The organism is Paenibacillus xylanexedens (assembly GCF_007680605.1).
GTDB lineage: Bacteria > Bacillota > Bacilli > Paenibacillales > Paenibacillaceae > Paenibacillus > Paenibacillus xylanexedens_B.
On record NZ_VEIO01000002.1, the window covers coordinates 190,039 to 215,750 of the forward strand.

The window sequence follows — 25,712 nt, forward strand, 5'->3', positions numbered from 1 at the left end:
TCCCTGTTTGCGTTCTATTTTAACCATTACGGTAAATGAAGCGTTTGAACATGGCTGGTGTGCATGAACCGTGCACGACCTTCAGCATCAATGACTTCAAGCAACTTGTCGTTGATACTTTTGAGCAATCCTGTCTGTTCGGGCTTGTAACCCAGATTTAAGATGACGAGTTCTCCGGCCATTTTTTGCAGCTGTTGATCGAGTGTGCGAGAGAGTGAGATGGATGATGGCTGTATGGGGAAATGTTGATGTTCCATCGCATACGGTCTGCTATTGGAGGGAGAAGGGATAATATATTTCAGATGATGGATGGAGACATAGACCGAATGGTGCAACGGAGAATAGAAGATAAAATAATCGTTCATGATGCTGGTAATATAACCGTGTAGCGTTCGCCCACCAATGGAAATTTCACTAAATCTTCCGCGGGCATTCATGAGTACTTTTCGATAAGAGATGTTGTCATGGTCCATTTCGGGATCAGGTGCAGGCACGTCCGGGCTAGTTGAAGTTTCCTCTGATTTCGTAAAATGCATCGTTTGAATATGGTGAAGCGGCACATAAATGTAGCGTTGATTACCATAAACCACTATAATGTCCTCTCCTGCATCAATAACCTCGCCTTGGATCGGTAGTTTACAGCCGGATAATTCAAACTCTATCGTTTTACCTAACCACGTCGTTGCAGATTTCACAGTATACCTCCTCTCAATAAAGCATAGCCACCCAAATATATAAGGAAAATAGGCTGATAATTAAACTGATGGGTATCACAATGAAGGTTACTTTCATATACTGTTTCCATGAGACCCGAATATGGTGGGTCCGTAATATATACATCCAGATTAAGGTGGCAAGTGTGCCTATGGGTGTCAATAATGCTCCGATGTCACTGCCTAGTATATTAGCGAGATATGCCAGATGAAGTTGAGTATCACTCAAATGAAGATCAGTAACGGCGAATGTTCCGATCATGACCGAGGGCAAGTTGTTGAACAAATTAGACAGCACCGTTAGTAATAACCCGGATACGGCAATCAGACTGGCATTGCCTCTTTCGGCAATCGGGCCTGTAAATTCGGTAATCCATGTGGTCATCCCGGCTCGGTGAAGACTGTCCACAATAATATAAATGCTGAAGGCAAAGAGAAGAATATGCCACGGCGTCTGTGTGACGACATCTTTCAGTCCGGATCGTGTACGATACCACCGTACAGCAAGCATCAGAACCACACCGGTAATGGCGACAATCTCCATGTGTACACCGATTTGTTCAGCGAGAAAATATCCTGCCCGGATCAATACAACAATCCCGATACAGACACGGAACAACCACCAGTCTACATTCGTTTTGGAGTTATCCGATTCGGATTCTGTTGTCTTCAGTGGGTGATAACTTGATCCAGATGAACTTTGCATGGATACGGGGAACTGGTGAATAACCTTGGGTATGCTTCTGCGAAAATAATAGAGTAACAGCAAAGTCATGGCGATAATTCCGAGCATGGATGGCACAAACATCATCTGAGTGTAGGTGTTTAGGTTTAATCCAACCATTTTTAAGGCGATCAGGTTAGCGAGATTACTGAGTCCGATCGGAGCGCTGGAAGCCGTAGCAATGAGTGCACCGGAGATTAGGTAGGGCAACTGCTGGTGGATTTTCAGACGTAACATGGAACAGATTCGAATGATGATGGGGGTAGTGATCAGTATGCTGCCGTCGTTGTTGAAGAAGATGGTCATGAGAAAACAAAGTAATAGAATAAGCCAGAACAATTGGAAGCCGGAACCTCTTGCCTTTTCAATCATGTTCACAGCGATCCAGCGAAAGAAGCCGATGCTATCCAGAATAATGGACATGACAATGGTGGAGAGAATCGTAATCGCTGCGCCGGATACAATTTCGAAAATGCCCAGGATATGTCCCAAACTGCTTACACCGGTCAGGATAAGAAGCAGCGCCCCAAGCGAAGTGGGAATCGATTCATTTAATCCGCCAGGCCGCCACATCAGGAAAATGACTGTGATGATAAATACCCCGAAGGTTAACCACAACTGGTAATCAGGCATTTACTGTGATTCACCTCCCAGGGGGAGAAGTCCTTGTGAAGACTGTTTCAGATGTTCATGAGTCGAAGTGGGCCTTCCCGGCATAACAATCCAATACAAAGGCACACCTGTCAAGACGATTGCGATAAAGATCAGCATGATCATTCCCCCCTTTAAACTGGTAGTAGCTTCGTTTGTTGTTGTTTACAAATTACCGTCTGCCTCCGGACTTATTTCCCCGAGATTTGTTACCACCCGATTTATTCCCGTGTGACTGATTGCCACGCGACTTGTTGTTGCCCGATTTGTTTCCCTGTGATTTGTTTCCGCACGCTTGGTTGCCTGCACTGCGATTCCCTTGGGAACGATTGCCGCCGGACTGCGTATTTTGTGTTTTATTCCCTTGGCTTGTGTTTTTACCGTTGTTGCCGTTGTTATTGCTATTGTTGTTGCTGCTTCCGCGAACCAGGGAGACGGATTTCACATGCTGTAAAGGAATGCGGATGATCTCCTGATTTTTCAAAGTCAGAATCAATTGGCTCTGGTTGGCATCGGCCAGGATGCCTTCCACTTTTTCCGGGCCTCCGCGGTTGATCTGTACAGGACGGAAGCGAAGTGCCTGCATCACGCCAAGGAATGTGTTCGCCGGAATCGGATTCCCCATAGGTCCTCTGGCTCCGCCGGAACGACCTGTGTCAGTAATACTTTTGACATGAGCATCATTCACATACACCATACCTTCTTTGCAGCTCACAGCCATGTAGTCCCAGCGTACATCCATTAATGTGCCTTGGATTGAATCGGGTCCACCGCGATTAATCTTGACTTCTCTTCCAACCAAACCTCTCATTCCCTGACCATTCATAGACATTGTATTTTGCCCCTTCCCAGATATAAGTTCAGATAGGCCGCTGACGGTTGTTCGTTGATGTTCGTTGAATCCCTGCCACTCGTCATTGGAGTCTGTCTGTAGTTTAATCATATGTGTACCTAGCATCTGAGGAACCAGCAGACAACCATTTGTATAGCAAATTGGCAGTAATCTATGAGAAAAATGGTGATTTATAGATTAGTGTGATATATTTTCAGCAAATTTACATTGTGACTTCGCGGATGGTTCCATAAATGGGCTGTGCATTCGCCCTTACGGCCTGCTGTGCTTGTGCATAGGATGATGTAATAGCCTACGGGCTTAACTCACAGGTGACCGAAAGGCGGATGGAAATGACTCTACCTGTCTACCACATCCATGTGTCGACGAATGAATACCAGCGATTAACATCGAACATATGGTCAGAAACGTTTGTGAACGGCACGATGCAGATGGACGGCAAGCAGCTTCCCATTCGAATTCGGTACCGGGGTGGACATACACGCGCTTATGAGAAAAAATCATTCGAGATTCGCACGGCAAGCCGTACGTTCCACTTCAATGCGGAATATGATGACCCTTCACTGCTACGGAACGCACTTTCATTTCAGTTCTTTGAATCCATTCGAGTTCCGGCGCCTGCTACGCGCCACTGTGTGCTGTATCTCAATGATCAACTCGCGGGGGTGTATGTAAGAATCGAAGGCGTGAAGTCTTCTTATTTTCGCCAGCGGAGAATGCCTGTCCGGAGTATTTTCTACGCCGTCAACGACAACGCCAATTTTGCATTATCAACCGGATCAACTCATTTAGAAAACAGCCAGTTGTCCGGATACAGCCTGATTCGCGGCAATGTGGAGGACCGCCAAAGACTACGCAGGTTTATTCAACAATTGAATATGAAGTCCAAGATGGATCTGTTTCGTTTTTTACAATCACGGGTGGATATTGACAACTATTTGCGCTGGTTGAGCGGAGCTGTGCTGACAGGCAATTTTGACGGATTTCATCAGAACTATACATGGTACGAAAAAGTGAAAAGTGGAAAATATGGCATTCTGCCTTGGGATTACGAAGGAACCTGGGGTAGGAACTGTTACGGGGCCAAGGTCAATCCGAATCTGGTTCGCATTCAGGGGTACAATAAACTTACGGGGCGAATACTCGCATTTCGTACGTTTCGTGAGCAGTATAAAAGACTGATGAAACAGCATCTGGAGCGTGCCTTCACGGAGAAAAGAATCATGCCGCTAGTATATAGATTACACGATGGAATTCGGGAAGATGTAGGGAACGACCCTTATATGAAGTGGCCCATGAATGTCTTTCTGAATGAACCGGAGAAGATTCGCACGTATGTGAAAGAGCGCCGTGAGTACGTGGGCAGCGCGTTGAAACAGCTGTAAAAGGATGCCCAGGCAACGGGCGACGCTGCCTCGGGTATTTTATTTTAATAAGTTATATAAGTTGAACTATTCTTTTTACACATTAACGAAGAGGACAGAAAAAACCTGGAAAAGCGAAGCGCTCGCCTGAAAGCTTTCTGAAAGAAAGCTACATCGTAAGCACAAGCTTCGCCGGATTTTCCCCTTGAAAAAGGGAATATAGCATGTTTTTGAGCAGTCGATTGCAGGTTGTAATTTGAGGTTAATACTAAGAATGAGAAGAACATAACGGTGTGCAGATGGAAAATGCGATATAATAGTCGTATTGGTTACGTGAAATTTTACATAGCTTTAAAGAAAGAGAATAACGGAGCTGATGGTGTGATTGTAATGCGGTACCGCCAGTAACGTGCTCCGGGCCGGAGGAATGGGAATGCTCAAGCTGTTCGTTCACTTGAAAAAGTACCGGGTCGCCGCCATTGCAGCGTTAGTTATGATGCTGATTGAATTAACAGTGGAGCTGGCTCAGCCTTATCTGATCTCGAAAATCATTGATAATGGCATCCAGCAGGGAGACCTGGCCGTCGTATGGATGTGGGGGGGCGTGCTGGTTGGCAGTGCGGTCATCGCATTTGCCGCCGGGATTGCAAGTTCGTTTTTTGCCTCGCATGCGAGTCTTGGATTCGGGTATGATCTGCGAGAGAAGCTGTATGACAAGATGCAAACGTTTTCCTATGCGGTGTTTAATCGCTTCGCGACCTCATCGCTAATCACCCGGTTAACCGGGGATGTGACCCAGGTGCAGGATACCATCTTTATGAGTCTGCGCTTCATGACCCGTGTTCCGCTCGTGGTGATTGGAAGCATGATCATGGCAGTGGTGGTCAGTCCGAGGCTGGGATTGTTGCTTGTTGTTATGGTGCCGGTGTTGCTGGTTGTTGTGATCTGGATGATTAAAAAGGCAGCGCTGCTGTTCCGTAATGTGCAGCGCAGGCTGGATGCCGTGAATGGTGTCATCCAGGAGAATCTGACAGGCATCCGGCTGATCCGTGTTTTTGTACGGATGGGCCATGAGATTGAACGCTTTGCCAGCTTCAGCGGCAAGCTGATGAAAGGCACGATCTCCGCGCTGCGCCTGACGGAGACCACGATGCCATTCATGCTACTGATGATGAACGGTTGTATTATCGCCGTACTTTGGTTTGGCCGGAAGGACATCGTATCAGGCTCGGCAACCGTTGGTGAAGTCGTTGCGGTGATTAACTATCTATTGCGTACCATTGGGGCGATGTCGGCGCTTTCCTGGATTTTGGTTACATTTTCACGGGCGAGTGCTTCAGCACAGCGTCTGAATGAAGTGTTTGAAACCGAGGATACGTCAGAGACGGAGCGTACGGGTCAGCGGGAACAGGCCGGACATACGGATACGGATACCCAAAGTTCGTTGGCTCCTTTGCATAGTTCTGGTTCCATACAGCATGTGCATGAGCAGGACCAACGTACCGTACAAGGTGAAGTGGAGTTCCGCAGTGTAGGATTCAGTTATCCCAACAGTGAGATTAAAGTGCTCGAAGATATCACGTTCTCGGCAAAAGCAGGTGAGAGAATTGCTATTATGGGGGCTACCGGATCAGGAAAATCCTCTCTGGTGCAACTCATTCCACGCCTGTATACGGAAGAACAAGGTGAGGTGCGTATTGATGCTACAGATGCATCCGAGCTGGATCTGCCGACCCTTCGTAAAGCCATTGGTTATGTTCCTCAGGAAGTCGTACTGTTCACGGGCTCTGTGCGTGAAAACATTGCTTGGGGACGAGAAGATGCCACGATGGAAGAGATTGTGGAAGCGGCAAAACGGGCTCAGATTCACGAGACCATTGAGCAGTTGCCGAACGGATACGATACGTTGCTCGGTCAAAGGGGTGTTAACCTTTCGGGTGGACAAAAGCAACGCCTCTCCATTGCGAGAGCTTTGGTACGCCGTCCAAGCATTCTTATTCTGGATGACAGTACAAGTGCTCTCGATGTAGCTACTGAAGGCAGGCTTCTAGGTGCACTGGAAGACCTCTCCTGCACGACGTTTCTGATTACACAGAAGATCAGTTCAACCACTTCGGCCGATCTGATTCTGCTTCTGGATGATGGACGCTTGATTGGACAGGGAAAACACGAAGACTTGATGGAGTCGTCGGAGTTATACCGCCGAATTCATGAATCACAATATGGGGAGGGCGCACAATATGTTCAAAGCACTCATTGAGCCTTTCCGTCAGCCACGGCCCGTTCTGGATTCCGAGTCACTCCGTTCAGGGGGCCAGCGTAAGCCGAAAGCGAGAGCCAAAAACTGGTCAGGCACGCTTGGTCGGATCTGGAGTTACCTCTCACGCCGCAAAATCAAGCTTTCACTTGTGTTACTGATGGTATTTGCCAGCTCAGCCCTTGCTCTGCTTGGACCTTATATGGTCGGTGTAGCCGTTGACCAATTTATCGCAGGAGAGTCGACCAGTTCAAGCTGGACCTGGTTTCTACTCGGACTGGTAGCGGTGTATGTACTCTTTTCGCTTACATCCTGGCTCCAGAATATTTGGATGATTGAGATTGCTCAGGAGACGGTATTCCGTATGCGTTATGATCTGTTTGCTCATCTGCATAAGCTGCCGATCCCGTTCTTTGGCAAGCGTCAGCAAGGTGAGATTATGAGCCGGGTCACCAACGATATTGAGAACGTCAGCAGTACGCTGAACAGCTCGGCAATTCAGATTTTTTCGAGTGTGTTAACGCTAATCGGCACATTAGGCGTGATGTTGTGGCTCAGTCCGTTGCTCACGTTACTCACCTTTATTGTTGTACCTCTAATGGCTGTGGGGATGCGCTGGATAACGCGCAGAACGGGTCCGCTTTTCAAAGAGCGGCAACGCAATCTGGGTGAACTCAACGGTTATATTGAGGAAACGTTATCCGGGCAGCGGATCATCAAGGCATTTTCTCAGGAAGAGCGGGTCATCCGCGGCTTTGAGGAGCGTAATATGCGTATCCGTATTTCCGCATTCTGGGCACAGACGATTTCGGGTTTCATCCCGAAACTGATGAACGGACTCAACAACCTGAGCTTTGCAATCGTAGCGGGTATCGGTGGCATTTTGGCGATTCAGGGGTCGGTTACGGTCGGGGTTATCATTATTTTTGTGGAGTATGCGCGTCAATTCACACGTCCGTTGAATGATCTGGCGAATCAGTGGAACACGCTGTTGTCTGCGATCGCGGGGGCAGAGCGGGTGTTCGAGGTGCTGGATGAGGATGAGGAATCCAAGGATGAAGGGGCTGCCATTGCCTTGGATAACATTCAGGGCAACGTTCGGTTCGATGAGGTGTCCTTTGGATATGATGAGGGTCGTGACATTCTGCGCGATATAAGTTTTGAAGCGAAGCCGGGCGAGATGATCGCGCTGGTCGGTCCAACAGGAGCAGGCAAAACAACGCTGATTCAGCTTCTGTCCCGCTTTTATGATCCGACAAGTGGAACAATTACCGTCGATGGGCACAAGATGACAACCATTCGGCGGGAAAACCTGCGGTCGCACATGGCGTTTGTATTGCAGGATTCATTTTTATTCCAGGGAACGATTCGTGAAAATATCCGGTTCGGACGTCTGGATGCAACCGATGAAGAAGTGGAGATTGCCTCCAAGCTGGCGAATGCACATTCCTTTATTATGCGAATGAAGAACGGGTATGACCGGGTGCTTCAGGCGGATGGGAGCGGTATTAGCCAAGGACAAAAGCAATTGCTTGCTATTGCCAGGGCCATCCTGGCTGATCCGTCCATTCTGGTATTGGACGAGGCGACCAGCAGCATTGATACGGTGACTGAGATCAAAATTCAGGAGGGATTGGAACGTCTGATGCATGGCCGCACCAGCTTTGTCATTGCCCACAGGCTGAATACGATCCGTCAGGCCGACCGGATTCTGGTACTTAAGGACGGGAAACTACTGGAGCAGGGTTCACATGATGAACTGCTGAAACAGGGTGGATTTTATAGTGAGCTGTATAACAGTCAACTACGGAAGAAGGCGCAATAGAGTGCGGGTAGCTTGAAGCAAACAGGAGAGTCGTAGGAAGCGAGGAGGGGGACTGTTCCTTCCGGTGTAAAGACGGTAATGCAGACTCAGGCTAGCGGTGTAACTGCGGAAGGATTGGAGCCCGGAAGGGGGCTTCAATCCTTTTTTGATATGTTGATATGTGCAGTAAAGAAAGAAAAATTGATTCTTGACAGAGAGGAAGCCACAGTTGTATATTTAGTTTGCGAATAGTTAGATGTCTAACATTTAGATTTGAGTCTGAGTCTGAGTGAGGGATTGAGTAAGTAAGAGAACAGTGATGAAACAAATTAGAGAGGAAGCAGAACAGGAAGGAGAGAATTATGCGCGAAAATACGCCGTATTCGGATCTGTTTCAAACGATCGGAATCAAGATCAAACGCAAAGCGGATGAGCAGGTGAACGAACTGGGATTGAACGCACAGCAAGGAAGAATCATTGGATATATCTACGAGCACCAGGACGAAGGATTAATTCAGAAAAATCTGGCTGACGTATTCAACCGCAGAGATGCAACGATTACAAGTATGTTAAAAGGACTAGAGAAGAACGGTTATATCGTTCGTAAAATTCCAGCGAATAATGAGCGGCAAAAGAATCTGTATGTATTGCCGAAGGGCGAGAAAGTGATTCAGGATATAGAGCAGATGTTTTCGACCGTGGAGAACGAGATCGTGAAAAGCCTGTCAGAGGAAGAGCAGGCAACATTGATGCGTTTGCTGACCAAGGTTAATCAGAATTTATAAGGCTGATTACGATGACTGGGGATATATAGAGCAGATGAACTGCTCTTAGGTAAAAACTTAGAATTCGAACTATTAGTGTTCTATTAATCAAACTGTAAATATAGCTGTAATTGTGGCCGTAGTTCTACATGTAATCATGGAATTATGGAATTAAGTGTATCAAGCTTTCATTTCCCTTGCAGATGATGATGAATTTAACTTGGTGTTTTTTTGCGGTAATACTTAGAAATCTAATTGTTAAGTGGTTAAGAAAGGTGGAGGTTACCATGAAAGAAAAACATTCAAACTCCTATTATCTGGACAAAGCGCCTGTCCACAAGTCGATTATGCATCTGTCCATTCCGATGATGCTTGGTATGTCTGCGGGGACATTGTATAACCTTATCAATGCGTTTTTTATCGGTCTGGTTCATGATACGGGCATGTTTAGCGCTATCACGCTGGGACTGCCGATTTTTACGGTATTAATGGCTTTTGGCAATATGTTCGGGGTGGGCGGTGGCACATTCATTACACGCTTGGCGGCAACGGGAGAGAAGCAAAAAGCAAAACGGGTCGCAGGGTATTCCTTTTATTCAAGCTTGGGAATCGGTTTGCTCATTGCCCTGATTGCCTGGTTATTCATCACACCCATCGTTCAGGGACTGGGAGCGGATCAGGCTGTATATGAATACACCAGTCAATATGCCATTACACTTTTGGCAGGCGGGGCTATCGTTATTCTTAATTTTGCGCTGGAACAGCTCGTTCGGTCGGAGGGGGCTTCGAAAGAATCCATGATCGGCATGTTTATTAGCATCGCAGCCAGCATCGTTCTGGATGTGCTGTTGATCCTGGTATTGAATTGGCATGTGATTGGAGCCGCATTATCCATTGTATTAGCGAATGCTTGTTCCGCAGCCTATTATGTTTGGTTTCTGTCCCGCCGCAGCGAGAATTTGAGAGGGTTTCTGGGACATTGGAAACTTCGAGTCAAAGACCAGATGGAAGTATTCAAAATTGGAGTTTCCGAGTTGTTGCAGACCTCGTTTCTAATCGTATCTACGCTGCTACTGAACCATTATGCCATGATCTATGGAGAAAGCGTAGTCGCTGGATTCGGTATTGCTTTACGGGTTGTGCAGCTTCCCGAATTTCTGGCGATGGGTATCTTTATGGGGATTATCCCACTGGTGGCACACAGTTTCGCGAGTAAGAAATTTGGGCGTTTAAAGGCTACGTATAAGCAGGCTTCGCTGTATATCATCGGTATTGGTGTTCTTTTCATAGGCATCGTTTATATGTTCAAGGAATCTGTCATTCGGTTATTCTCTTCGGATATAGCCGTACTGGAGGCGGGAAGTTCGATTCTGGTGGCCATGTTGATCTCTGCTCTGTTCACTGGATTAACAGGACTGTTTACGGGTATTTTCAAAGCGGCAGGAGAAGGCATCCCGACCAATGTGATGGCAATATGCCAAGGCACGCTGTTTATTCCGGTGATTATCGTGTTTCATCAATTCTACGGTCTTACAGGCATTATCTGGTCTATGACAGTAACAGAGATCATTACAAGTGCGCTGGGACTGATCCTGTTCGCTTACCACTACAGACGCATCAATAGAATGCACAAACAGGTTGCTGTTTGAAAGGAGATATACGTGGATATGTACTGATTAATTAATGGAAAATTATACCATTACACGATAGAAACAGGTGGATATACTGAAATGAGTTTGGTGTTCACAAGGAGGTTGTTCATCTGTTTTGAAAAATCCAAAACTTGCACATCGGCTTATATTCTTCAATATTATTTATGGATTAACTCTTATAGCCTATCCGTATGTACTGATCATGAGTTTGTTTTTTTATGCCGATCGGGAGTCTGGCGGCCACCCCTTGTTAGATACGATAGCAGCAATCCTTATGGCGACATATCCCATGGGTGTGTTATTTTCCTTCGTATGCTGGGCGTTCTATCATTCGGGCAAAAGCAAATGGGCTACCCTCACTGCGAATTTGTTTCTAGTTTGGTTAGGGGCTTTTCTTATTGTACTGCTTCTCTCGGATTCATTGTTTTAAAAGGGCGAAACCGGATAAACCCGGCTCCGTCCTTTTTCACGTACTCGTTTAATTTCTCGTGTTCTCTTAATCCCAACTTTAGTTGGTGACCTTCCAGTTATTCACTTCCCGAACTTGTAACGGATGGTGCCTGCGAATGAAATCTTCCACCAGAGCGGCCATGTCTGTGGCGCCTTCGTGCAGCACCTTTTTGCCGGGATACATCGCATAATCTCCGCCGCCTGCCGCGCGGTAACTGTTCATCACGACAGAGTATGTACCGTCCATCTCCAGCGGCTTGCCTTCGCGTTCCAGCTTCACCACACGGCTACCTACAGGCTGTGAGATGTTTAGTTCATAATCGATGCCAGCCCACATGTCGTAGTTATAGTGCTGAGGTTTAGGGTGCATATACGCCGGGTTAACGACTACTTTGCCGGAGGTGTCCAGTTCGAAATATCGTGCCGTTTGCTCCAAAGCTTCCTGAATATCCCTACCGCTCAGTTCGAGCACAGTCAGGGTATTGGGGTAAATGAAGTTGGACAACACATCACGCACCGTAATCTGGTGGCCGAATCCACGGGCTTCTTCACTAAGCATTGCGGTATTGGAAAGCTGTGCCCCTGTCGCTTCGATCTGAACCTGATGTACAAAGTCAATAAAAGGATGCGCTTGAAGCCGCAACTGTGTCGCGCTGGAAATCGATAGATCCCCGTCTCCGGCTACTTCGCCTATAGGCTGATCCAGCCACGATTGTGCCGAAGCCTCCAGCTCAGTGGTTAACTTCATTACTACTGGATCAGGCTTTAGATCGGGGTAATCCTCAAGCAACAGCAGCTTCGCTTTTTTCTCCGTTACCACCCATTTGCCCGTGTCCGGCGATTGCTGAAGTTGCACGGACACTTGACCTAATCCACTGCCATTAAACCCTGGCTGAATTACAGTTACCCCATGGATTTCGCCCGTCAATTGGCGATGCTGATGACCCGTCAGTAGTACGTCAATGCCATCAATCTCTCGGCAGATGGCATATGCCTGATTTTCTCCAGTCAAACGCTCCGCGGGTTCACCCGTTTCCAGATCACACTCAAATCCCCCATGATAACTGACCACCAGTACGTCGGGTTGTTCATATTCCCGTATATATTTCACCCACGTACGAACCGTATCCAGTGCATCCATGAAATGAAGTCCTTCAATATTTTTGGGATGCTCCCAGTTCGGGATGTAATGTGTGGTTGCGCCGAGCAAGGCGATTTTTACGCCAGTCGAGAGCGTCTTGATCAGATACGGTTCGCCAAAAGCCGGAATACCTGCTCCTTCAGGGGCAAGCGGCAGTCCTACAATTTGTTGCTTTTCCCGTTTCATCAGAATATTGGCAGACAGCCAAGGAAAGGAGGAACCTTCCACCGCGCCGCGTAGCAACTCCTGACCATAGTTAAACTCATGATTGCCCATCACAGCCGCATCGTATCCAAGCTCATTTAAGACGTGAATAAAAGGATGCGACTGCGCTTGGGGTGCATGAGAAGCTGCGTATGAAGCCAGAGGGGAGCCTTGCAGCAAGTCTCCATTATCGATTAATAGCAATTCGGGCGACCGTTCACGTTCCTGCCGAATCAGGGAAGCCAGCAAAGCAAGACCCGCATGACGATATGCGTTGGTATTGTAATGGATCGGGCGAATCGCTCCGTGAAGGTCACTGGTGAACAGGATATCGAAGTTTGTCGTAGGGGGAATGCGTGTCATTTTACAATCTCCTCTAATATATAAGTTTAGATATATGGCTTGAACCGCAGAAAGAAGCAGAAGAAACCGTCTTAACAACAGGTGATAAGCCTTAATCCAGGCGTATTTCCTCTGAATTCATCGACCATAATGAGCCTATTTTAACAGAAGAATGTGACGCTGACAGCCTGCCAGGAAACTTTACAAAACTCCAAATTTCGTTTCACATCGCGCAAATATTTGCCAATTATAGTAGACAAGTATTGAAAATCAGAAAAACTTTTGGAGGGTGTTCGATTGAAGAAGTCTGCTTTATTTTTACCATTGTTGATTTTGGTACTGTTCCTGAGTGCATGTGGGTCTAACGCTACATCCAATTCGTCAAATGGCGCTGAAGCCAATTCAAGCGCGTCCGGCACATCAACCGACACAGCAGAGAAAGACAAAACCGCTGAAGGTTATGTCCCTACGGAACTGACGGTGCAATTCGTTCCTTCACAGAATGCAGACACCCTTGAAGCAAAAGCAAAACCGCTGGAAAAACTGCTTGGCGACAAGCTGGGTATCCCGGTAAAAGTCAGCGTATCCACGGACTACAACACGATTATCGAAGCGATGGCTTCCAAAAAAGTAGATGTAGGTTTCTTGCCTCCGACAGCTTATGTACTTGCGAAAGAAAAAGGAGCAGCACAAGTGATTTTGCAAGCACAACGTTTCGGTGTGAATGATGAGACTGGCGCTCCGACAGAGCAACTGGCAGATTCGTATAAATCGATGATTATTGTCAAAAAAGACTCCCCGATCCAATCGGTCGAGGATCTGAAAGGCAAGAAAATGGCTTACCAGAACGTAACGTCTTCCGCTGGTTATGTATGGCCGGCAGCCTTGTTGCTGGATCGCGGCATTGATCCGCTCAAGGATGTACAGCCTGTGACCGTTAAAGGTCATGACCAAGCTGTTCTGGCCGTGTTGAACGGTGACGTCGATGCAGCCGCTATTTTCCAGGATGCCCGTAACACAGTATCTAAAGACTACCCGAATGTATTCAAAGACACACGCGTTCTTGCCTTCACTGAGCCTATTCCTAACGATACGATCGCCGTTCGTACCGACATGAACGCAGATTGGACAGCGAAGATCAAACAAGCCTTCATCGATATCGGTAAAGATACGGAAGGTCACAAGATCATCAAAGAAATCTACACGCACGAAGGTTATGTGGAGTCCGATGACAGCAAGTTCGATATCGTTCGCCAGTATAACGAGAAAGTGAAAACCGAGTAGTTTTTCGTTCCAAAAGCAATTCATGACTTTGCACAGTGAACAGGCCAGTTCAGCGTAATTGACGCTGTTCTGGCTTGTGCCGTTATTATAAGTTTCAACTATATAAGCTGAAGTGAAAATTTTTACACAATCCACTCCGATGACAGAATAACCTGGAGAGTAGCTGTTATCCCCAGATTTTTTTGATTCCCTTTTCGAAAAGGGAAAATCCGGTGATAAAGGCGAAGCGTATGCTCACGATGCTAGCTTTCTTTCAGAAAGCTTTTAGCTCCGCTTTTCCAGGTTTTTTCTGTCCTCTCCGTTCAAGTGTAAATGAATAGTTCAATTTATATAGAAGCAGCGAAAACAATATAAGTTGAACTTTTAATTTACACATTATTCTGCGATCGAGGTGCCTGTGTAAATCAACCTTTAGTTCAACTTATATCGATAAATATTATGGATGAAAGAAGGATTAACGCGATGATTGAGCTTCATAACGTGACCAAAACGTACGCAAACGGCACGAAAGGCCTCAATAACATAAATTTGCAATTCAAGCAGGGAGAATTCATCGCGGTGGTTGGATTGTCTGGTGCAGGCAAATCCACATTGCTGCGGTCGATCAACCGGCTGCATGATATTAGTGAAGGTGAAATTCTGATTAACGGCAGCTCCATTACCAAGGCACAAGGCAAACGCCTGCGTCTGATCCGCCGGGATATCGGCATGATCTTCCAGAGCTTCAATCTGGTGAAACGATCCAGCGTATTACGCAATGTACTGGCTGGTCGGGTGGGATACCATTCTACACTTCGTACCATAATAGGTCGTTTTCCAAAAGAGGATGTAGAACTGGCCTTTGATGCATTGGATCGGGTGAATATCTCGGAGAAGGCTTACTCTCGTGCAGATCAGTTGTCTGGTGGACAGCAGCAGCGTGTGGCGATTGCCCGTGTACTCGCTCAGGAAGCAAAAATTATTTTGGCCGATGAACCGGTGGCCTCACTCGATCCACTGACAACGAAACAGGTCATGGATGACCTGAAACGGATTAATCAGGATCTTGGGATTACCACGATTGTTAATTTGCACTTTATTGATCTGGCGAGAGAGTATGCGACACGTATTGTTGGTTTGCGGGCAGGCGAAGTTGTATTCGACGGTCCGGTGGAAGAGGCAACGGATGAGCGTTTTGCTGAAATTTACGGCAGACCGATTCTGGCGGATGAATTGCTGGACAAGCAGGCAGTGCATGAGCAGGGAGAAGTACTGGTATGAAAGGACAAACCAACGTTTCACTTGAACATGAAGGGCGTGCAGGCGCAGGCAAGGAACCTGGCTCAAGCCCGAAGCAGATCGTGAATCGCCCCAAACCACCGGGGAAGACCAAACATCTGCTGACGCTAGTCATCATTGTGCTACTGTTGTGGGCGAGTGCCAAGCAGACGGATGCGAGCTTTGCAGAACTGTTCACCGGTGGCCCGGAGATGTGGAAGCTGCTGAAGGAGATGTTTCCGCCGCGCTGGAGTTATTTTGACAATATCGTGCAGGGCATGCTGGAGACGATCCGGATGGCTTTGATCGGAACAACGATTGGTGCGATTCTTGCCATTCCGATCTCCATCATCTGTGCGGGGAATCTCATGCCAAGTCGCTGGATCTATTATCCGGCACGCTTTCTGCTGAATCTGATTCGGACGGTTCCGGACTTGTTGCTGGCTGCGTTGTTCGTTGCTGTATTTGGACTGGGGCCGGTTCCGGGTATTCTTGCGCTGGCTGTATTCTCGGTAGGTCTGATCGCCAAGCTCACCTATGAAACGCTGGAGACGATTGACAAAGGGCCGCTTGAAGCGATGACTGCTGTGGGCATGAACCGTATTCAGCTTATTGTCTATGGTGTGGTGCCGCAACTGGCAGCCCAGTTCACGTCCTATGTACTGTATGCCTTCGAAATTAACGTACGTGCCGCCGCCATCCTTGGACTCGTTGGAGCGGGTGGTATCGGACTTTATTACGAAGCGACACTTGGATTCCTGGAGTATGACAAGACGAATACCATTATTATTTTCACACTGGCCATCGTTCTGATTATCGACTATGTGAGCACTAAGCTGCGGGAGAAATTGTTATGATGAAAAATGAAGCGAGCCGTATTCGGCCAAGACCCAAGCCACGGAAAAATCCGCTGCGCTGGCTTATCATTCTGCTGTTAATTCTGGTCTATGCGTGGGCGCTTGCGGGCGTACCCTTTACCGGATTCAAGGAAACTGCGGGACAGATCATGAAAGCTATTATTGCGGGTATTTTCTCGCCCGACTGGAATTTCGTTTATTTGCCTGAAGGCGAGGATTTGTTGCGCGGACTGCTGGATACTCTGGCGATCTCTGTGCTAGGTACTGTAATCTCTGCTGTGCTCTGTATCCCGTTTGCCTTCTGGTCTGCACGGAATATGAGTGGACATCGGGCGATCTCGGGTGCGGGTAAAATGATGCTTAGTTTCATCCGTACATTTCCTGAAATTATCATGGCTCTGTTGTTCATTAAGGCCGTAGGCCCCGGATCATTCGCGGGGGTGTTAGCCCTTGGACTTCACTCGATCGGGATGCTGGGTAAACTGTACGCGGATGAGGTTGAAAATATTGACTACGGCCCGTCCGAAGCGTTACTGGCTTCCGGAGCAACCCGGCTGCAGCAACTCTGGTTTGCCATCTTGCCGCAGGTCATCCCGGGCTTCCTTAACTATACGTTGTATCGGTTCGAAATTAATGTTCGTTCTGCCACGATCCTCGGTGTGATCGGCGCAGGTGGTATCGGGACACCGCTGATCTTTGCACTCAGCACACGCAACTGGCCGCGTGTCGGCATTATCCTGCTCGGCATTATCGTGATGATCACGATCATTGACCTGATCTCGGGGTATATTCGAAAGAAGCTGGTGTAGCTAACGGAATGAAGCGGTAGAGATAAGGACTATCTTTTGCTGGATGATACGGCATGAGGTAGTCTTTTTTCTGTTGTTTTTAAATACTCAGACTCCATTCATTATCCATAAAATTAGTATATTGGTAAAATTAGAGTGTTATCTGTGTTACACTTGTAGCAGTTATCGAGATTAAGTAGAGTTTGCTGGAGATCGAAATGATCGAAATTTATAAGGATTAAAAGGAATTAAAGGGATTTGAGGGGAGACCTATTCTATGGAAAAATTTTATTTGGTATGGATCGTCTTTATGGTGCTTATATTGCTGTACCGAATGATCTTTCAGAAGTTTAAAAAACATAACCGGGAGAATATCGGACTCAGCGCGATTCTGATAATTTTTACGGGGAGCGGCTATTCATTTACGCAGATGAACCTCATTTTTGTTATTGGTATCATGGCCTTAGCGGCATATAGTGGGGTGTGGAACAGCATTCTTTTTGTAAGAGAAGGTTATGAGAAACCTCGACTGAGATGAACCGATTGACGTTACGTGTAGGGAATGTGTAGAGATATGTGTACAAGTAGGTAAGTTATCTCTAATGGATTGAGGGTGCAGGGTACTGTTGAACCTAGCTTGAATCGCTAACGATCACCAGAAGCCTTATTTAGCCGAAAAAGTATACATTAAAATTCTAACGATCCGCACAGACGTTATTTGTTGCAATTAGCCCGATTTATCCCTCCAAATATTGAAAAATAGCAAAATAGCGTCGCTGGTGATCGTTAGAATTTCAAATGTGGCAAAAAGGGGGGAATAAGCTCTCTCAGGATCGTTAGCGCTGAGGGAGTGGGGGTTCAATGGTTGGTTCAATGATACGTTAGAAATGAAAACACCATGTAACCATAATAAAACTACAATAGAACATTCCATAAACTACAAGGATCTAAAAAAGACTACAAAAAACCGAAATCACCTCAGCCTCTTTCCTGGCCGTTGGGTTGGTTTCGGTTTTTCGTTATTGTTTACGTTGCTACTTTCGTGACTGTTTGATTTCTACTTACGGTATTAATTACTTCCGTTCCCGGATTCGTTTCTATCGGTGGTTACTATATTCGGTTTGATCTACGTTATGCCTAAGTTTTTGTTCATTTTCGATGTGTTTACTTCTACTTATATTGCTACTTCGGTTCGGCACTTGCGCCTACTCTATTCCTGCATCTACATCTAATCCTGATCTTAGTTTATCCTAGCTCGCCAAAGGCAAAGCTGCTTTGCTCACTTGTACCGTAACGGTTTCCGTACTGGTCACACCTGCGGCATTGACAAGCTCGGCACGATACGTGTACGTTCCGTTCGCACGACCGCTAAGGTCGGTTTTCGCCGTTTGAGCAGATGGTGTAGCGGCGTTCAATGCTTGCGTATCAATCAGTACATCATTTTCATAGAGGCGATACTCGGTTGCGTTGGTTCCCCACCAGAGGTTCATCGTTACGGTGTAGTTACCATCGCCGTCCCAGTTGTTTTGAGACAAAACGGCTTTACCTGGAGCCGCGTTCGCAATTTGAACCGTTAACTCATCGCTGCGAGTAGCGCCTTTGTCGTTGATCAGCTCGGCAACATACGTATAGGTTCCGTTAGCCTTGTCTTTAATAGCCGTTTTAGCAAACTGTGAAGAAGGAGAAGCCGCCGTTAACTTTTGCGTGTCTACGAGGACACCGTTCTCGTACAGCTTGTACTCGGTTGCATTCTCGCCCCACCACAGATTCATGCTAACGTTGAACGAACCGTCAGACAGCCCGGTGGTATGTCCGTTATCGGAAGAAAGCACCGGTTTACCCGGCGCTCCTTCGGCTGGAGTGGAAGGGTTCTCGCCTCCACCTTGTTCTTCCGAAGCTACAATGTCACCCAAGCTTCTTGGTTTCAATTGATAGACATCTTTGAAAATGGCAGACACACCTGTGATATCAATCTTGTCACCAGCAACATAAGGGAAAGTCATTTCACTCACACCGGTACGCGTATCCACACGCACGTGTGTACTTGTTCCGTCCGCAGCCACCGCATCAAATTCAAATGAACCGGCAGGCGTAGCGCTGATGATATTCTGCACCGTTACATTTTTCAATTTGACGAGTTGACCTTGGTTGGTATCGTTAATGGCTGTAACCAGTGCTGGAGCCGGAACAGAAGCGGTTCCTGTTTTCTCAATCGCAACCACATCGGTTAACTCGAACTCGCTGTTGTAGATCGTTGTTGGTGCGGTCACTTTCACTTTGTCACCTACATCGAATCCGCTCGTGTGCTGGAACACGTAGATTCCCGCTGTATCATCCTGAAGATAGAAGGCTTGTCCGCCGAAAGAACCCGGTTTGGTTGTGACAACACCTTCAACAGTAACTGTAGCGCCAACCGCTTTGGTGCGCGCTTCGGCTACGCTAATGGTTGCTGGAATTGGACCTTGTTCTTCTGGCAGTGGCTCCGCAGGTACGTTAGCAATGCTTACCGCATTAGTAATCAGGTTGCTTCCGTTCAGGCGCAGACGCAGGCTGGCGTTACCATTCGTGCCTGGTTTGATGCGTACATTCAGATCTTTGATCCCGCGTCCGTTGCTATCCGATGTTACGCTAAACGCCGAGCTGTATCCGTATGAAGTTGGCCATGTTCCACTATCATTCTGGATCATTGCTACCTGTGTTCCACCTGTCAGATAAATACCGGCGCTGTAACCGGAAACGGTAGTGTTGGGAGCCATATTTTCTACAACCACACGAATCTGGAAGTCTTCTGCGTTAGGCAGCGTATCTTGCTTCACGAAGCTGTAAGCCGCGTTAGCACTGGACGCAGGGCCGCCATAAGAGCCTGGCTTGAACGTGGAACGATCATACCACTTGTATCCGGCAGCCGGGGCAGCCCAAGGTTCAGCTTGCGGTTCAGTCGAAGCCGCTGGCTCCTCGAAAGGCAACAGCGCTGTAGCTGTATCCAATGTAAGGCCGTTTACTTCGGACAGTTTAGTATAGTTTTCTTGTGTCGCCAGCCAGTTTACCGTATTGACGAGCAATACCGCATCATCGACTTCTTTGAAGCCGTCATATGTTGTTTTGCGTGTGCCTGTTTCTTCGCGCAAATATTTCGGGGATGCATCTTCCACCGGGGAAGAGTCACCGATGAAGGCCGCTTTACCTGCACCCAGTTTGGATACAGCCACATATGGACCTTCTTCGATCCCGCCGCCGTTATATACACCTTGGTCTACGGCATTATTCCATTTGGCATTCGTTTTTGGCAAGTACACAATACCTTTGGCTTTCTCCGGGTCTGTGATCGCCAGCGTGGAGCCTGCGTGCATCGCTACAGCAGAGACGCCTTCCGTAATGCCGAATGCTTGATCCGCAGGTACGATGATATTGGCGTTAATATCGCCGAGTGCGTTATAACGGAAACGTACGCCGAAGTTATCCGACAACCAGTCCGTGCTGGTTACATCTTGCATGGCCGCTGAATTGCGCTCATCTGCGCTCATGCCTTTGGTTGGGTCTTCATATGCACCGCGGCGATAGCCGTTAATGACTTCCGAGCCATCCCAGCGGTTTTTGTTACGGTCGGCGTTGTAGTGATCTCCAACGAAGAAGATGCTGCCGCCGGATTCTACATATTGTTTTAAAGCTGCCTGTTCAGACGTTTTGAAAGGAATTTGAGGTTCAGCAATGACGAATACGTTGTATTCTTTCAGATCATCATAGGTAAACGGTGTCGCTTTGCGCAGCTCCTTCACATAATAACCGTCGTTTGCCAAAGCGTTGGCAAAGTCGGAGAAACCGCCATCAATGACCCAGTCGGCTGCTCCGGCAGTCTGACCGTGCGAATTGTCGAACAACACTTTCTTGCCAGCGTTCTCGTTAACGACCTTGGCTTGAATGAATGGAGCCGGGTCTGTCGGTCCTTCCGCATGAACCGAAGCATCTCCGTTCCATAATCCGACTTGAAGTGGCAAAGCCACGGATAATGCCAGGAGCGATTTTAACCAGACTCCCCGTAAACGTTTCATTTTACCCAACCAAATCCCTCCCAAATATTAGTTGATTCATAAGTTCGTCCATATTCTACCACATGAAAATCTCACATAGTCATAACAATTTGTAAAAATTAGATCGAACTTTGTAAAATTAGGCATTTTGGCATACGAATAGGTCATTTGGATTATTGATTATTACAGGAATGGAAATAATAATGTCGTGGAAAGCAAGGGTACGAAGTAAGAGTACATAAGAGTAAAAATAAGTACTATAAAAGTTGAACACTTCTTTTACACAATAACGGAGAGGACAGAAAAAACCTGGAAAAGCGACTAAAAGCTTTCTGAAAGAAAGCTACATCGGAAGCATAAGCTTAGCGCCTTTATCACTGGATTTTTCCCTTTGGAAAAGGGAATCAAAAAAATCTGGGGATAACCGCTACTCTCCAGGTTCTTCTGTCATCGGAGTGGACTGTGTAAAATCTTTAGTTCAACTTATATAGCCTAAATATGTACGATTAAAAGGCTTAAAAGTAAAAATAAAAAAGCCATCTCTACGAGATGACTTTGGCACGAATACGATTGACGGCGTGGAAAACGGAAGATTTGATCATGCCTTCACTGCGGTTCACCATCTGGGCTGTTTCTTTGATGGAATACCCATGGATCAGGCGCAGTTCCAAAATTTGGCGATGTTCGGTGTTGTGGATATGGGAGACGATTTCGTTAACCCCTTCATTAATCTCCATCTCAGGGGTATCAACATGGTATGAAGGGGATTCGAGCCTGCTGTCACGGCGTAAAGTGCGCGTACGTCTGCGAAAGCTGTCCATAGCCAGGTTACGGGCGATGCGTTTGAGATAGTAGAGAATTCGGTCTTCAGGGATATGGACAGTGACGTTCATGAGACGAATAAAACAATCTTGTGCCAAGTCTTCCGCATCCTGCGGCTGTTTGACGATTTGGGATAGATACCTGGTGATTTCTGATTTATAGTTAATGTAAGCATCGTTAATTTGTGAGTGGTTCATAAGATGTGAATCCCCCTTGGATATGGATCAAGCCTTGGTTCCGGTCCGTTTGGCGTTCTATTAATGCCAGTATAGCGGGAGGTTGTTTCCAAAAGGTTCAGAGTTGTATCGGAGTTGTAACATTTCTTGATTTCCTCTGTTCAAGCAGACGGCTTGGGATACAGAATATAGACAGATGAAATTCATAGAGCAGGGAGATTACGAATGTATTATGAGACCAAAAGAGATATTGATCATCGAAGATGAAGAGTCCATTCGCGATATATTGTCCTATTCGCTTCGCAAGGAAGGATTCGAGATCAAAGAGGCGGCTTCGGGCAGGGAAGGATTGAATCTGCTTCGCGAGTCCAAGCCCGATCTGATTCTGCTGGATCTGATGTTGCCTGATATGAGCGGCTTCGACGTGTGCAGGCAGTTGTCTGTGAATTCCAAAATCCCGGTAATCATGATTACGGCAAAGTCCGATATGCTGGACAAGGTGCTTGGCATGGAGCTGGGGGCTGACGATTACATTACCAAGCCTTTTGATATCCGCGAAGTGGTTGCCCGCATCCGGGCGATTTTCCGCCGGATCGATCTCATCAGCGAAACGCTGGAGAACCAGTCATACGAAGTCGTTAGGTTAGGCAAACATATCGAGATCCGTAAAGATGAGCGCGAGGTGTGGAAGGACGGAGAACGGGCAGGGCTCACGAACAAGGAGTATGACCTGTTGCTATTCCTTGTGAACCACCACCGCAAAGTACATACACGTTCGGAGCTGCTGGACAAAGTGTGGGGATTTGATTTTGCAGGAGATACGCGTACCGTGGACATCCATGTGCAGCGCATTCGCAAAAAGCTGGACAGCGGTGATCAAGGCATATCGATGATTGAAACGGTATTTGGCGTAGGCTACAAGCTGAATATTCAGGTGCAGACATGAAATGGACGATTCAGTTCAAAATGGTTGTGCTGTTCTCGGTGATCGTGTTTATCGGTTTCTCGGCACTGCTAATTCTGTCCAACAAGGTCGCTCAAGAGAATATGTACCGTGAAGTGCGAGAGGATATGGTGCAATCCAAAAAAAATCTGGATATCGCCTTGAATCAGTATTTTCTCATCCATAACAAACGTATCAGCAAAGATTCGCTGGAGGCGGGTAGCCGCGAATTGGAAGAGCAGATTGGCTCTGCTGTAGGTGGAAGCATTACGCTCTATCGCCCCGATGCCTCCACGTATGGCTCCAGTACGAGTGCAGGAAAACTGGTTAAACACACCGACATAGAAGATTTGAGAGAAGCGATGCAATCCCGCATTGCCTATACGACAAAAGTCGATCAAGGACGGGTTGTAGCAAGCCTCTCTTTCCCGCTTCAGAGTGACCAGCAACTTGTCGGCATTGTGCAGCTTGAAAAAGATTATACGGATCTCTACCGTCGCAATATGCGTTTTCAGGATACGATTAAGCTGTTCGCAGCGACGATATTTGTGTTTGTTTTCATTGCTTCGATTTTTATTTCCCGGAAAATTACGCAGCCCATTCGTGTGCTGACGAAACGTTCTGCCGAAGTGGCCCAAGGTAGCCTGAACGCGGATATTCAGATTGCGACGAAGGATGAGATCGGGGAACTGGCGGCGAGCTTCACGGTCATGATTGACCGGGTAAGAGAGCAGATTGATGTGATTGAGCGAGAACGGGACGAAGTGAAACAAGTGCAGGCGCGAAGCAAGGTTTTTTTTGACAATGTGACACATGAATTAAAAACACCGCTGACGACCATTCTGGGCTATGCACAGATTTTGCGGGATAATGGATTCACCGACCCGGATTTCTTCGACAAGGGCATGAATTATATCATCAAGGAAAGCCGTCGTCTGAATACGATGGTTGCGGATATTTTGGAAGTGTCCGTGTCTTCGGCAGTGATTGAGAACTATCGCTTCGGACGGGTAGACGTCTCGGAGATTATCCGCGAAGCGTGTGAGGACATGTCCATCAAGGCAGGCAAGTACAATATCGGCATTCATTATGAACTTGAAGAAGAGCTATATGTACGGGGGGATCGGGACAAGCTGAAAGAGGTATTCCTGAACGTACTGGATAACTCCGTCAAGTATAGTGATGTGAATTCGATCATTGAAGTGCAGTCCTCGCGGGAAGAACAGTCTATTGCCATCATGATTCGAGATCAGGGTGAAGGCATTGGTGCAGAAGCCCTGAATCATGTGTTTGAACCCTTTTACCAAGATAAGGGTGTGAACCGAGTCGAAAAAGGCAGCGCAGGCTTGGGGCTGTCGATTGTGAAAAACATTGTGGAGCGTCATGGAGGAACAGTGGAGATGAAAAGCATCATGCGGGAAGGGACGCAAGTCCATATCCGCCTGCCGGGGGATCGAAACACATGAAATATACCGGCTTTTGGCGTAAACATCGCGATAAGCTGATGCTGTCCGGGCTACTCGTTGCCTTTGTCGGGGGGATATTCGGGATTGGCAGTCTGTTCAGCATGAGTCACCTTAAACCACGTACGGTGATATTGCCTGGCGAGCAATTCAACAGTCGTCTCGCGCCCCCATCGAGCAGTACAATCCAGATTGAGTCAGCGACTAAGATTCCGAATGATTTTGTCATTTATGATTTTGATATCGGGGATCGGAATACGATTGTTGTTAACAGTACCGAACGTTCGTACACAGGATTGCGGCTGCTCAAACTGCATCTGGATGATAACCAGGTGAAGGAGATCAGTGGCAACACCGATTTTGGCGTTGTACTGAGCCCGGATCGAACCAAGCTGATGTATGCTCAGTATCGCTCGGGACAAGCCCAGCGCACGGCTTATATATACGATATGAAGAGTGGCGAACGAAACAAACTGGGCAAGGAACATTCCTATTTCAGGGAGTTTCTCAGTAACGACACATCCATCAGTCATGATGAACGTGGTTTCATTCAGACCGATCTGAGAACGGGCAAGGAAGAGATCCTGTTTTCCGATGAGGCCATGATGAAGAAAGTCGGAGTAGAGACGCATGAGGATAAGTCGGGCAAGAATTACATCGTTATTGACAGTTTTGAGATTAGTCAGGATATGAAGCAGGCGTATGTTCTGGTCATGCATAAGGATGATTTTGCCGTCTATCGCGTGTCGCTGGAGAAAAATCCGGACGTGTCCTTATACCTGAGATCAAAGGATATTCAGCAATACCATCTGTTGAAAAACGGGGATATGATCTTTCAGGGTGAAGTGAATCAGGTGCAGGGGCTATATCGATATCAGGCGGAAAAAAATAAGCTGAGCCTGCTGGCCAAGGGCACATTCTGGAATTTTGATCTGAGCGCGGATGAATCCCGAATTGCTTATCTGAATACACTGGAAAATCAGAAAAATGAGCTTCATATTGCCTTCCTGAATGATCAGAGCTTGTCCTCCGATACGGTGATCTACCGTAATATCAACAACTTTATCAAGCTGAAATGGTTTGAGGAAGAACTGTTTCTGGCGAGTAGCTCCGTCAGCAAGAGTGAGTTATATCGTTTTAGCTTCAAGGCGTGGTAGGTTTTGAATTTGAAAGAA

Annotated in this window: 21 protein-coding genes; 14 read left to right on the forward strand and 7 right to left on the reverse strand. The window is 47.1% G+C overall.

Annotated features, from left to right (window positions below):
* Positions 1–26: 26 nt before the first annotated feature.
* From FS818_RS15525 to FS818_RS15535, 4 genes are read right to left on the reverse strand one after another with little or no spacing between them, the layout of a single operon-like run.
* Positions 27–695 (reverse strand): DUF2642 domain-containing protein, encoded by a 669-nt coding sequence (locus FS818_RS15525; RefSeq protein WP_145333071.1) that lies wholly within the window; start codon positions 693–695, stop codon positions 27–29.
* 13 nt (positions 696–708) lie between these two features.
* Positions 709–2,070, reverse strand: a complete 1,362-nt coding sequence (locus tag FS818_RS15530) for an arsenic transporter (RefSeq protein ID WP_145333072.1) — start codon at positions 2,068–2,070, stop codon at positions 709–711.
* The gene (locus FS818_RS28805) at positions 2,071–2,208 is read right to left on the reverse strand and encodes a hypothetical protein (protein ID WP_167375667.1); all 138 of its coding nucleotides are present in this window, start codon (positions 2,206–2,208) and stop codon (positions 2,071–2,073) included.
* Positions 2,209–2,260: 52 nt separating this feature from the next.
* The gene (locus FS818_RS15535) at positions 2,261–3,046 is read right to left on the reverse strand and encodes an LSm family protein (RefSeq protein WP_222128821.1); all 786 of its coding nucleotides are present in this window, start codon (positions 3,044–3,046) and stop codon (positions 2,261–2,263) included.
* 227 nt (positions 3,047–3,273) lie between these two features.
* Between FS818_RS15535 and FS818_RS15540 the strand changes: the two genes are divergently transcribed.
* The 6 genes from FS818_RS15540 (at position 3,274) to FS818_RS15565 (ending at position 11,212) form a co-directional block, all read left to right on the forward strand.
* Positions 3,274–4,326 (forward strand): CotH kinase family protein, encoded by a 1,053-nt coding sequence (locus FS818_RS15540; protein WP_260989885.1) that lies wholly within the window; start codon positions 3,274–3,276, stop codon positions 4,324–4,326.
* Between the two features lie 406 nt (positions 4,327–4,732).
* The gene (locus FS818_RS15545) at positions 4,733–6,565 is read left to right on the forward strand and encodes an ABC transporter ATP-binding protein (RefSeq protein ID WP_145333075.1); all 1,833 of its coding nucleotides are present in this window, start codon (positions 4,733–4,735) and stop codon (positions 6,563–6,565) included.
* On the forward strand, positions 6,546–8,387 hold the full coding sequence (locus FS818_RS15550) for an ABC transporter ATP-binding protein (RefSeq protein ID WP_145333076.1): 1,842 nt from the start codon (positions 6,546–6,548) through the stop codon (positions 8,385–8,387). Before FS818_RS15545 ends, FS818_RS15550 begins: the two co-directional genes overlap by 20 nt.
* Positions 8,388–8,728: 341 nt before the next feature.
* Positions 8,729–9,151 (forward strand): MarR family winged helix-turn-helix transcriptional regulator, encoded by a 423-nt coding sequence (locus FS818_RS15555; protein WP_145333077.1) that lies wholly within the window; start codon positions 8,729–8,731, stop codon positions 9,149–9,151.
* A gap of 266 nt (positions 9,152–9,417) precedes the next feature.
* The gene (locus FS818_RS15560; protein WP_145333078.1) at positions 9,418–10,779 is read left to right on the forward strand and encodes an MATE family efflux transporter; all 1,362 of its coding nucleotides are present in this window, start codon (positions 9,418–9,420) and stop codon (positions 10,777–10,779) included.
* 205 nt (positions 10,780–10,984) lie between these two features.
* On the forward strand, positions 10,985–11,212 hold the full coding sequence (locus tag FS818_RS15565) for a hypothetical protein (protein ID WP_186375505.1): 228 nt from the start codon (positions 10,985–10,987) through the stop codon (positions 11,210–11,212).
* Positions 11,213–11,290: 78 nt separating this feature from the next.
* On the opposite strand, the gene FS818_RS15570 is transcribed toward FS818_RS15565, so the two are convergent.
* Positions 11,291–12,940, reverse strand: coding sequence for a bifunctional metallophosphatase/5'-nucleotidase (locus tag FS818_RS15570; protein ID WP_145333080.1), 1,650 nt, complete (start codon positions 12,938–12,940; stop codon positions 11,291–11,293).
* Between the two features lie 276 nt (positions 12,941–13,216).
* Between FS818_RS15570 and FS818_RS15575 the strand changes: the two genes are divergently transcribed.
* The 5 genes from FS818_RS15575 (at position 13,217) to FS818_RS15595 (ending at position 17,643) form a co-directional block, all read left to right on the forward strand.
* On the forward strand, positions 13,217–14,203 hold the full coding sequence (locus FS818_RS15575; protein WP_090917662.1) for a phosphate/phosphite/phosphonate ABC transporter substrate-binding protein: 987 nt from the start codon (positions 13,217–13,219) through the stop codon (positions 14,201–14,203).
* Positions 14,204–14,665: 462 nt separating this feature from the next.
* Positions 14,666–15,463, forward strand: coding sequence for a phosphonate ABC transporter ATP-binding protein (gene phnC / locus FS818_RS15580; RefSeq protein WP_145333475.1), 798 nt, complete (start codon positions 14,666–14,668; stop codon positions 15,461–15,463).
* Positions 15,460–16,317 (forward strand): phosphonate ABC transporter, permease protein PhnE, encoded by an 858-nt coding sequence (gene phnE / locus FS818_RS15585; protein WP_260984857.1) that lies wholly within the window; start codon positions 15,460–15,462, stop codon positions 16,315–16,317. Before phnC ends, phnE (FS818_RS15585) begins: the two co-directional genes overlap by 4 nt.
* Entirely contained in the window at positions 16,314–17,126 is an 813-nt protein-coding gene (gene phnE / locus FS818_RS15590; protein ID WP_090917666.1) for a phosphonate ABC transporter, permease protein PhnE, read from the forward strand. Before phnE (FS818_RS15585) ends, phnE (FS818_RS15590) begins: the two co-directional genes overlap by 4 nt.
* A gap of 256 nt (positions 17,127–17,382) precedes the next feature.
* Positions 17,383–17,643, forward strand: a complete 261-nt coding sequence (locus FS818_RS15595; protein ID WP_145333081.1) for a hypothetical protein — start codon at positions 17,383–17,385, stop codon at positions 17,641–17,643.
* 712 nt (positions 17,644–18,355) lie between these two features.
* Here FS818_RS15595 and FS818_RS15600 read toward each other — a convergent pair.
* Together FS818_RS15600 and FS818_RS15605 are read right to left on the reverse strand one after the other, a co-directional pair.
* Positions 18,356–21,154, reverse strand: a complete 2,799-nt coding sequence (locus FS818_RS15600) for a chitinase N-terminal domain-containing protein (RefSeq protein ID WP_145333477.1) — start codon at positions 21,152–21,154, stop codon at positions 18,356–18,358.
* Positions 21,155–21,675: 521 nt separating this feature from the next.
* Positions 21,676–22,152, reverse strand: coding sequence for an RNA polymerase sigma factor (locus FS818_RS15605; protein WP_145333082.1), 477 nt, complete (start codon positions 22,150–22,152; stop codon positions 21,676–21,678).
* 211 nt (positions 22,153–22,363) lie between these two features.
* Here FS818_RS15605 and FS818_RS15610 point away from each other — a divergent pair, with 211 nt between their 5' ends.
* From FS818_RS15610 to FS818_RS15620, 3 genes are read left to right on the forward strand one after another with little or no spacing between them, the layout of a single operon-like run.
* Positions 22,364–23,077, forward strand: coding sequence for a response regulator transcription factor (locus FS818_RS15610; RefSeq protein WP_145333083.1), 714 nt, complete (start codon positions 22,364–22,366; stop codon positions 23,075–23,077).
* A complete protein-coding gene (locus FS818_RS15615; RefSeq protein WP_145333084.1) occupies positions 23,074–24,540 on the forward strand; it encodes a sensor histidine kinase in 1,467 nt (488 codons plus the stop codon). Before FS818_RS15610 ends, FS818_RS15615 begins: the two co-directional genes overlap by 4 nt.
* Positions 24,537–25,694 (forward strand): hypothetical protein, encoded by a 1,158-nt coding sequence (locus FS818_RS15620; RefSeq protein ID WP_145333085.1) that lies wholly within the window; start codon positions 24,537–24,539, stop codon positions 25,692–25,694. Before FS818_RS15615 ends, FS818_RS15620 begins: the two co-directional genes overlap by 4 nt.
* The last annotated feature ends 18 nt before the right edge of the window (positions 25,695–25,712 follow it).